Source organism: Chitinophaga rhizosphaerae (assembly GCF_003958645.1).
GTDB classification, from domain to species: domain Bacteria; phylum Bacteroidota; class Bacteroidia; order Chitinophagales; family Chitinophagaceae; genus Chitinophaga; species Chitinophaga rhizosphaerae.
In genome coordinates, this window is the sequence record NZ_RXLO01000011.1 from 1 (window position 1) to 10,587 (window position 10,587).

6 protein-coding genes are annotated in these 10,587 nt (G+C 39.2%); 4 read left to right on the top strand and 2 right to left on the bottom strand.

Annotated elements, in window-relative coordinates; translation table 11 throughout:
• The first annotated feature begins 211 nt into the window (after window positions 1-211).
• Window positions 212-1,258 carry a hypothetical protein gene (locus EJ361_RS21425; protein ID WP_126248165.1) on the top strand — a complete coding sequence of 349 codons (1,047 nt, stop codon included), beginning with the start codon at window positions 212-214 and terminating at the stop codon, window positions 1,256-1,258.
• A 24-nt stretch (window positions 1,259-1,282) separates the two neighbouring features.
• On the opposite strand, the gene EJ361_RS21430 is transcribed toward EJ361_RS21425, so the two are convergent.
• Both EJ361_RS21430 and EJ361_RS21435 read right to left on the bottom strand, forming a co-directional pair.
• Window positions 1,283-2,485, bottom strand: coding sequence for a thioredoxin-like domain-containing protein (locus tag EJ361_RS21430; protein WP_126248167.1), 1,203 nt, complete (start codon window positions 2,483-2,485; stop codon window positions 1,283-1,285).
• 5 nt (window positions 2,486-2,490) lie between these two features.
• The gene (locus tag EJ361_RS21435; protein ID WP_126248169.1) at window positions 2,491-4,056 is read right to left on the bottom strand and encodes a TlpA family protein disulfide reductase; all 1,566 of its coding nucleotides are present in this window, start codon (window positions 4,054-4,056) and stop codon (window positions 2,491-2,493) included.
• Between the two features lie 212 nt (window positions 4,057-4,268).
• Between EJ361_RS21435 and EJ361_RS21440 the strand changes: the two genes are divergently transcribed.
• The 3 genes from EJ361_RS21440 (at window position 4,269) to EJ361_RS21450 (ending at window position 10,551) form a co-directional block, all read left to right on the top strand.
• The gene (locus EJ361_RS21440; RefSeq protein WP_126248171.1) at window positions 4,269-7,799 is read left to right on the top strand and encodes a SusC/RagA family TonB-linked outer membrane protein; all 3,531 of its coding nucleotides are present in this window, start codon (window positions 4,269-4,271) and stop codon (window positions 7,797-7,799) included.
• A 13-nt stretch (window positions 7,800-7,812) separates the two neighbouring features.
• Entirely contained in the window at window positions 7,813-9,192 is a 1,380-nt protein-coding gene (locus EJ361_RS21445; protein WP_126248173.1) for a RagB/SusD family nutrient uptake outer membrane protein, read from the top strand.
• 606 nt (window positions 9,193-9,798) lie between these two features.
• Window positions 9,799-10,551: a hypothetical protein gene (locus EJ361_RS21450; protein ID WP_126248175.1), complete on the top strand. Its 753-nt coding sequence runs from the start codon at window positions 9,799-9,801 to the stop codon at window positions 10,549-10,551.
• Window positions 10,552-10,587 lie beyond the last annotated feature (36 nt).

A 10,587-nucleotide genomic window follows, 5' to 3' on the forward strand; every position in this document is an offset into this window, starting at 1 on the left:
TGGTGCAAGAATACCTGGATCACCACAAGGATGACCCAGGTGCTAATGCTGAAAATTTAATGCTGGAGTAGGACTTTAGTCCGGCATACCCAAACCTCTGCACTTTCAGTGCAGAGTATTTTAGTTTGACCTGGACTAGCAATTTGTCCCGATGAAAATAATTTGTGTTTCATTTAACGATTTAGATTAATTAATACTAACAATTACTGAAATGAAGAAACAATTTATTATCATATTTATTCTGATGATATTGGGAGCCGCTGGTACATTGTTTATTATTCTTCAATCTGCGGATTTACCAAATAAGGAGAATAATGGGTTTGACAGAAGGTTGATTGGGGAGATTGTTAATCCGGAGGTTGAGAAATCGTTAGGAGAACACATAACTACAATCAGTGGGAATACGAATACTAGTCTTTTCCTGTCCGGTAAAAGTCCACAATGGGTCCTTAAATATGACTATAATTTTAATGTTTTAGATACTTTGGTATTCGGCGTGTCGGCTGGCGAGGATTTCGTAAGTCCGAATACATTTGTAGACTCTCCAAATGTTTATATGTATGTGGTGAGCTATGCGTATTTGCTAAAGGGTAATTTTAGTACATCGGTTATGGATTCGGTGAAGCTGGAGTCGGAGTTAATAACAAGAATGGTGCAACTTTCTGAGGATAAGTTGGTTATCAGAAGTATAGATGATAGCCAAACTAAGCAGATATTTCAAGTAATAGATGCCAAATCTGGAAGGTCGATTCATAAAGCCCAAGTTGTCGGTGCTCAACAATATGGAGGGTTTGATTCAGACGGTATTTTGAAGTTTGATAAATCTACCAATAGATTGTATTTTGTTCAAATGTTTCAAAATTCAATATACTGTTTGGATACTGCATTAAACCTGGTTTATAAGAATCATACAATAGATACGACTTTAACTAATAAGGTTATTATCGACTTAGTTAATGAAGGTGGCACAACCAAAGTTATGGCCACAAGGCCCAGGTCGGTTGTTAATAAACATGTTGCAGTTGGTAATAATAATATCTATGTAATATCTGGACTTCGAGCGGATAATGAAAGTTTATCTGAGTTTATTAAATATTTATCCATAGATATGTACGAAACGTCTACCGGAAGGTATCTGGGAAGCAAAAGACTAAGGAAGCCCGTGAACAAAAGTGTTACAGATTTTAAAGTGCTTGGCGATAGTTGGATCATATTGTTTGACGGTGGATTATGTGCGAGATATGTAATTCAATCATAGTTGTCTCACAGATTATTTAGAAGGTTACTGCTTGGATTGCTTTTTTAAGGCGTTTTCTACCGCAGTAGGAAGATTTTCGCCTTGAATTGGTTTGCCTAGTCTTCCAATCATTGACATGCCCGCATCAAAGGCAAGCAGTTTTCCGTCTTTATCTAACAGGATGAAACTTGGAATTCCTTCAATACTACACATTTTGCTAAAGGGATTTTCTTTAGACTCGATAAAATGATTCCAACTTGATTTGTCTTCAACTACCGCTTTTTTCCAGGCTATTTCACTTCTGTCTGAGGAAATGGCCAGAATGTTGAACCCATCTTTCTTAAATTTTGAATAGACTTCTTTGAGAAGAGGAAGTTGGGCTCTACATGGTTTGCACCAGGATGCCCAACAATCTATAAGTGTTAATTTGTTCCCTTTTATTACTTCATGAATGTTTGTAGCATTTCCGGACGAGTCAATTATAGGTATGTTCGGAAATATTTCCCCTAATTCAATTTTTAAGTAGGTTCCCGCATACTTTAGTTCCTTTTTCATTCTTTTTCCATAATAACTATTTTGGGCTTCTGTGGATAGTGCGTTATACATTGAGTCAAGGAAGGATAAATTCTCTATTCGTAACGTTTTTTCCATGATGTAAGGGGTAAGAAGGGAATTTGGATGTGCCGAAATCCATTTCTTGATCTCGTTGTCCCTATCCACCATTAATTTTACGGTTAGTGTTTTTATTGAGTCAAGGATTACTTTATCTGAAACTTTTATAGGTTCATTTGTTAAACTATCGAATTGGATAGTTTGTACAAACTCGTCTACTTTACGGAGATGTTGGTTAAATACTGAAAGATGATCCCGCTCTTCCTTCATTACTGAATCATATTCAGTCTGTTCGGGAATTCCTAAAACTGTCACCTCTCTCTTGCCAATTGTTCCTTTTATCTTTAAATGTTGATTCTTTACGAAAATGGCTAAGGTTCCTTTGTTAAAAACATTGTGATCAAAGTGAATAAAATGAAATTCTCCATTCGATGAGAGTTTTCCTTGAAAAGTAAACTTTGAGCCATTCGAAGTGGTACGTGCAATTGTATCGCTATTTTGGGTTTTGAGAAATACCTTTGTATTATCAGGGAGGCCCTCAAATTCACATTCCATGGTGAAGCCATTATCTGATAATTGAGATTTGGCAAAATGTGATACTGAAATAAATAAAAGTAATACGAGTAAGATCTTCATGGTTTTTATTGTTTTCTTTTTATATCTGAATAAATTAGAACGAAATCTCCTGTTTTTTCCTCTTCTTTGATGGTTATCCCGAATTTGTCTAACTGTTTGTTTAGATTCTTTAGATTTTCTTTATCATTAAGATTCCTGGTTCCCAGTAGGTTTAAATTAACATTTTGATTGTCGCTTATGCCAGTTGAATCAACTATAAATGTTCTTCCCGAAAAAATGTTTTGAAGTTCAAGATCATTTACTATTCCTCTCCACGGTATGTTAATATAGTTCGTTGTTTTATTTTGGGACCGTGTTGTTGGGATTGTACTATCAATATTGCTAGAGAACATACGAGATATTTTTTTAGAGTCAATACAGACTAGCTTATATTGGATGTAAGGCCGTTTCACTAATTTAGCTTTAAGTCCGAAGCAATTCTCAATGTCTATTTTGAGATTGTTTCGTAGTACTTCTTGAGAATAGTTTTGCACTACGAGTTCATAGCAGTATCGTTTTGAGTTCAGCTCGAGGCGGCTACTTTCACTTGCCACTTCAGTTGTGGATATTGTGGGGAATTGTTTAGGAGGAAGTAGGTTGTAAGCACTTGTATCGACTATTATTTCACCGAAGCTATTTTTAATTGGACGTTCCGTTTTTTCAAATATGGTAGAGTATGCTTCTCTAATGAAAGACTCAAGCATGGTGTTGAAATATCTTATCCCCTTCACATTTTTTGAGCTATCAACTAATTTGTCTTGAAAGCCAAGTGCTGGAATAATGCTATATCCGGGTTCTTCAAGGAAAAATGCCGAATATTCCTTAAGGCCAGGATAGGATAATTCATCCAGGTAAACTTTGGTTGTAATCACTTTTTGGGAATCTTGTATCGATAGTTTGGGAGAATAATAGAGGAGGTTTTTAATTAGCCGCCCTCCTTCAAAGCTAAACAAGGATTTGGTTGGGTCGTTTAGTTCGATCGGGAAATAGAGTTTATCATTCCTTATTTTTAACTGAGGACTTTTGCCGTTGAGATAAGTTTCTATATTTTTTTCAGTTGTTTGTGAGTATGCGACAGTGGCCACAATTTTATTCTTTTGATCTATCCAGACATGATATGGTTCCGCACCATGCGGAAAGAGAGCATCGTAAAAAAGAGAATCCCCAAATATCATTGGGAGTTTTGATTTCTTCAAATTAGTCGACCTGTTGAATAGGTCGCTTAGTTCTCCTCTCGTATTTTTTGTTATAAGTATAATCTGAATGTCTTTTTGGAATTTGTTTTGCAACTCTTCCATTTTGGGCATGGCCGATATGCAGTAAGAACAGTATTTTGACCAAAAGTCAAGTATTATAAGCTTGTTTTTTTTTAAATCGCTCCACTTTAATTGGTTTTGGGGATAGTTTTTAACGTCATTGAAGGTAAAGTCGACTGAAGGAAGAGTTTCTCCAGTGAATAAGCGACGATACTTAATCTGAATTGCCTCAGATGCAGCAGATGTAACATCATTTAGGTGACTAGATTGCGCAAACGTTCTATTTAATCCAGGTACGAGTATTGAGAAGAATGCTATCAGTATGTTGACTTTCATTGAGTTGTGTTTTTAAGTTTGGCGAACTCAGTGTATTAAAGACGGGAAAACTTAGGAATGGGTTAACGGAATCGAGGGAGATTTATATTCAATTTGTTAACAAATGCCTAACCGGGGACATTCAGTTTTATTAAGAATTTCACACATAGACGATATTCTTCATTCCGGCTTAAGATGAAGTGGCATAAATTATTCTATACAACAGGTGAATTATGAAGCAGAATTACATTTTATGCGCATTTATTGCAACATTTTTTGTTTGCGTTGCGCTGGAGGCATTTTCCGGACAAAGGAATGAGGATACCCCAGGCATTTCAATTAATGTGCGCGAATTACCGGTATCAATGGTGCTAAGGGAAATCGAGGTAAAAACCGGATATACTTTTTACTATTCTCAACGTGTAGTAGCTGACATTGGTAAAGTAACATTACACGTTAAGGATGAGAAATTACAAAAAGTACTAACGTTGCTTTTTTCTGATAGAGCGATCAGCTGGATCATTCAGGGTAAAAGCATAATATTGAGAAAAGGTACTGCACCAGATGCAGAGCAATTAGCAGATTGGAGCAAATTGGATTCTGTTCCCAAAAAGTCAATTATGAGACAGCTTACAGTTGTAGTGAAAGACGCAACAGGAAAGCCGGTTTCAGAGGTGAGTCTTTTGTTGAATGGTGTTAACGGGATTACAAATGATGATGGAACGTCAGTATTATCAAATGTTGCAGTTCCTGGTATTTTGTATATCAGTTGCATTGGTTATCAATCGCAGAAAATAAAAGTAAATGGAAGAATCGCGGATGTATTAGTTGAGTTAAGTGAGCAAGTAACAGAATTAAAGAATGTGGAGGTCGTATCAACAGGGTATCAGGAATTGGACAAGAATAGAATGACCGGAAGTGTTTATAAATTAGATAATAAGATACTTAACAGGCAGCCTGGCAGTAACATTATTGATAGGATACTGCGTGTTACTAGTGGTTTGGCTGTAAATAGAACGAATGGCGCTGATGATTTTGTAATTCATGGTATAGCAACATTTAAAAATGAAACCAAACCTTTGATTGTGCTTGATAATTTCCCCTATGAAGGTAATATCTCTAACATCAATCCCAATGATGTAGAATCAATTACAGTACTAAAGGATGCCGCAGCCGCGGCAATTTGGGGTTCTCTGGCCGGAAATGGAGTTATTGTCATCACAACTAAAAAGGGCAAATATAATCTCCCTCCTCAAATTACTTTTGTGGCAAATACAACTTTGACGGAAAAGAGTAATTCATTCTATATTCCCAGAATGTCATCAAAGAGCATGATTGATTTTGATGTGTCGCAATTTAAATTGGGGGTGTATGATCTTTATGACGATTTATTTCCAATGTTCAACTATTTTCCTGTAGCGTCTACAGCTGTTGAGATATTATTGAAATCAAGAAAGGACGGAGCAGCAGATCCAACGACAGATCCAGCTACATTAGATAAGCTTAGTGCACTTGGGGACGTGGATAATCGACACAATTTGCGAAAGTACTTGCAACGAAAGGCGCTGCAACAGCAGTATGCATTGAACATATCTGGGGGTAGTGAAAAGGTCAATTACTATGCCTCGGTAGGTTATGATCTAATGAGTGGTGAGAATAGAGGATCCAGGAATGATAGGTTATCACTTGATATGAAAAGTGTTTATAAGGTTACTAGTAAAATTGAAGTAGGCGCTGGTATTTTCATTGGTAGGCTGACTTCCGATGCCTCAAATATTTCTTATTCTACATATGTGCAGGAGAACTTTTCTCCTTATGATTTGGTGGCGGACGGAGATGGTAAGGCAATGGCTATACCATTGTACTACCGGATGGCTTACGTTGATACCGCGAAGTATCCCAGTTTAATGGATTGGCATTACAAGCCATTTCAAGATCTGAATAAAAGTTATAATACTACTACAGCAAATGATAACAGAATTAACTTCAGTTTAAAGTATAAAGTATTGCGATGGCTTAAAGCTGAACTTCAGTATCAGTCGCAAGCTACCCGTACAACAATAAATGATGTAAACGAGTTTGATAGTTGGATTGTGAGGAATGGAGTTAACTCGACTATGAATGTAAACGATAATGGTCAATTGATTTTTCCTTGGCCCAAAGGTGATTTTGTGAGAAGGAGTTTTCAAGATTTTCGAAATTGGGGAGCGCGCGGTAGCTTGTCAGTGGACAAAAGTTGGAGCAACCACAATATTAAAGCGATAGGTGGAGTGGAGTATAGGGAGACAAAAACAGAGACGACATCTTTGGATATGTATGGATTTAATAAGAATAGCAATACCTTCCAGCCTGTTAATACTTTGGAGACCTATCCTGCTCGCCCTAATGGCATTTTTAGTTTGGATCAGCCAAAGATGCCGTTTAATAGTTTGTTTAGATTTGGAAGTATTTTTGGAAATGCTATTTATTCTTATCAGAATAGATATTTTCTTTCTGCTAGTGGGAGAATTGATCAATCAAATAATTTTGGTGTAAAAGCTAATGTCAGGAAACAACCTTTGTGGAGTGCTGGTATTGGTTGGAATATTAAGGATGAGCAGTTTTTTGGGGCTGACTGGGTTTCAAATTTGAAACTTCGTGCTTCATATGGATTTACTGGACAGGCTGTATCGGCAGCAACTCACTATGCCACATTCAACAACCGGACTGATAATTTTGGAATTCCGTTAAGAGGAGGTTTGAAATGGGGACAATTGATAACGCCGAACAATCCTAATTTGAAATGGGAGCGATTTAAAATTGTTAATGTGGGAGTTGATTTTGGTTTATTTGGGGGCCGTTTATCAGGGAGTGTAGAGCATTATTCGAAGTATGGATTGGATTTAATGGGAAATATGCCTGTCGATCCGACATCTGGATTTCTCAGTTATTTAGCCAATGGTGCGAAGATTAGGGTTAAGGGATGGGATGTCGTGTTGAATTCAACAAATGTTGTAGGGAAGAATTTTTCGTGGTCAACTAGTTTTATTTTTAATTATAGTAATAGTAAAGTCAAGTCCTACGACGATTTAAGTGTTAGAACAGCTGCAAGCGTCGTTAATGGAAATATCGATGTGATAGGATATCCCAGATATTCATTATTTACTTATCGATCTGCTGGCTTGGATCCAGTAAATGGGGCCCCAAGAGTTTTTGCTAGCGATACAATTACTGGTGTAAATAAGCTTTCAAATTTGAAAGCGGAGGATCTGGTGTATCACGGTACCAGGAATCCTAAATTTACTGGCTCTTTAATTAATAATCTGAGCTGGCGAGAGCTAACGCTTTCTTTTTTGATTACATATAAGTTCGGCTATTATTTTTCTCGTCCATCAATTAATTACTTCAACCTTTTGCTTGGATCGAGGAGCGGTCATGCTGATTATGGGAAAAGATGGAAGCAAAAGGGTGATGAGTTAAATACAGTTGTTCCTTCGGTTCCGGATTTTTCGGATTATAACAGGGAACTTGCATACCAGTACTCAGATGTGTTAGTTGAAAAGGGCGATCATATACGATTTCATGATATACGATTAGGATATAATTTTGGAAAGAGGCTAGTTCGGACTTTAAAAATAGTAAAGGGGGCAGAGGCATTTTTTTATATGTCGAATCTGGGAGTGATCTGGCGTGCAAATGATGAAGGTATTGACCCGGACGCCATAGCTTATGGTTCAATGCCTGCCCCTAAAAGTTATGCGCTCGGTATATCTGTAAATTTTTAAATGCTTCACGTTCATGAGACTACTTTATAATTCGCTTATTCTATTTATCGTGTTTGCAACGTCTAGTTGTTCACTTGATGATTTGTTTGATGTAAAATCAAATCAGAATATTTCCACGCCTACCACGGTCGAGGATCTTCAGGCATTACTTGATAATCCAGAGATTAATACTCAGGGGCCTAGTCTAAGAGAGATTTCGACTGATTATCTTTTTATTAAAGATGAAAACTCACGTCAGCTGAATAATGTGGAAAGGCTTGCATACACTTGGACAAAAGATGGCCCCATATTAAATGTTGGAGAATGGCAGCAGGCCAGCGCCTTGGGTGGATATGGGAAAGTGTATATCGCTAATCTTGCGCTTGAAGTGTTGGAGAAAAATAAGAGGGAGGAAGATCCTGTCTTTTATGATAATGTAAAAGGGCAAGCTCTCTTTCTTAGAGGCTACACATTTTATGATCTCGCACAGACTTTTGTTCCATTTTATAATGAAGAAACCAAGTCGTTGAAATTAGGTCTTCCGATTAAACTTGAGTCCGATATTAGTGTAAGAAGTGTTAGGAGCACTGTTCAGGAAACATATGAAAGGATTTTAAGCGATTTGCAAGATGCATTGCCACTTCTTCCAGACTTACCTCAGTATAAAACACGCGCTTCCAAGTGGGCAGTATATGCGTTGCTGGCCAGGTGTTATTTAATTATCGGAGACTATACAAAGGCGTCAGATAATGCAGATAAAGCAATTCGAATTTCTGGCAAATTGATTAGTTATGGAGACTTAAATTACAGTGATAACTTAAATCCTTTTATTGGATTTAATGACGAAATTATATATTACAACAGGGCCTTGTCGTACCCAGGGACGTTATATTCAAGATTAAACATTGATAGTGTCTTTTATAAAAGTTACGATGATAGTGATTTAAGAAAGTCAGTTTTTTTTCAAGTTGATGCAACTACGGGAAACATTTTATATAAGGGATGCTATAGTGGAAGAGGATTTGAGACGTTCTACTGTGGGCTTGCCACCGATGAGCTTTATTTGATTCGGGCGGAATGTAATGCAAGAAAGGGCAATATTGATGTTGCAATGAAGGATATTAACTTTTTATTGAAGAATCGATGGCTCGGTACATTTACAGACATGACAGCAGGTAATACTGAGGAAGCATTGAATATTGTATTACGTGAGAGAAAAAAGGAATTGGTATTTCGGCTCGTCAGATGGAGCGATTTACGGAGATTAAACAAAGAGCGTGGCTTTGAACAAACGTTTTCGCGGAATGTCAATGGAAACGTATTTACTTTGAAACCTAATAGTTATCAGTATACATTTCCGTTTCCGGATGATGTAATACAAATGTCCGGCATGCAACAAAACCCCGGCTGGTAGCCACCCACCATCCACCCCCGACCACCCACCCCTAGGGGTTGGTGCCCCAACCCGTTTGGTGTCCCAGTTTACATATTCACCAGCCCCCGCCTCTCAGCCGGCGGGGGGCCTTTTTTAACCCAGTGCCCCGTCCTGAAATAGGTTGCCATGTCACTCCAATGAACCCCATGCCCTAATAGCCAAAATCCCTTACACCCCCCGATTTCGTAATCCTCCAACCCCCCATCGAGAAATCAGAGCAGGGCATTAACAAATAATAAACATTCACATACTATGAAACACGACAGTTTTGTATATAACATCCACGGTTGTACGTCCATGCGAAATTTCTATAACCTTTGGTGTCCATAAAACTCAGATTTCCAGACCCCTCGCCCCTCAGCCGGCGGGGGGTACTTTTTTAACCCAACCCCCAAATCCCAAGCCCCCAAATTTCGAAATCCTCCAACCCCCATCGAGATTCCCTTAGACACCATCCAACCCCATCACGATCCACTTTGCAAATCTTCGAACCCCAAGGCTGATTACCTTAGAAGAATCGCAATCAAACCAATAAAACATCCCCCCACACTTCCGTAAATTCCCTAACAACAAAACCCAAAAGTTATGGCAACACTCAATTCCATCATCACCTTCACCGGCAAGCTGGGCAATATCATTGCCTACAGCCGCGGCGGAAAACACTTCCTGCGCACCCGGCCCGAAACCGTCCGCCAGACCGAAGGCACCCGTCAGGCCGCAAAGCTGTTCGGCGCCGCAAGCCGAAATGGCGCCTTCATCCGTAACGCCATCACCCCGGCGTTGGATATTCATGTTGACGGAACCCTCGTCAACCGCCTAAACAGCGCCATCCTGAAAGCCGGTAGAAATAACCATGCCGGCCTGACCAGCTTCCAGTTCAACGGAACCACCGGCATCGAAAAGTTCTTCCAGAGCCGCCCCATATTCTCCAAAGACGGAAAACTCCACATCCCCGCCCAACAGATTCTACCTTTGGGCAAAACCGAAATGATCGAAGTAACGTTGATCGCCACCCGCATCGATTTCCCCAACAGGCGAGTGACCGGTTCAGACAGCTCCGTGCTCCACATCGACCCGAAACAGCCGTTCCCCGGAGCCGAAATGCCTATTGTCGTCCCCGGCAAAGGGACGCTGGTAGTAACCTTGCAAATCCGCTCCTACCTGCCCGATGGGCTTTCCTACAGCCGGAAATGCCAAGCCGCCGATATCATCGCCGTAGTGGAAGAGGAGAAGGATGCCATCTCCGTTAAAACACATCCCTGCAGAAAATTATACCTTCAGCAACCAGAGCTTCCCCAGGAGTTAGTTGCCCCGCAATCCCGCGTGCAACGGGAATAACACAACGCCATAGCGCTGGGGTTTTGTTATAAAAAA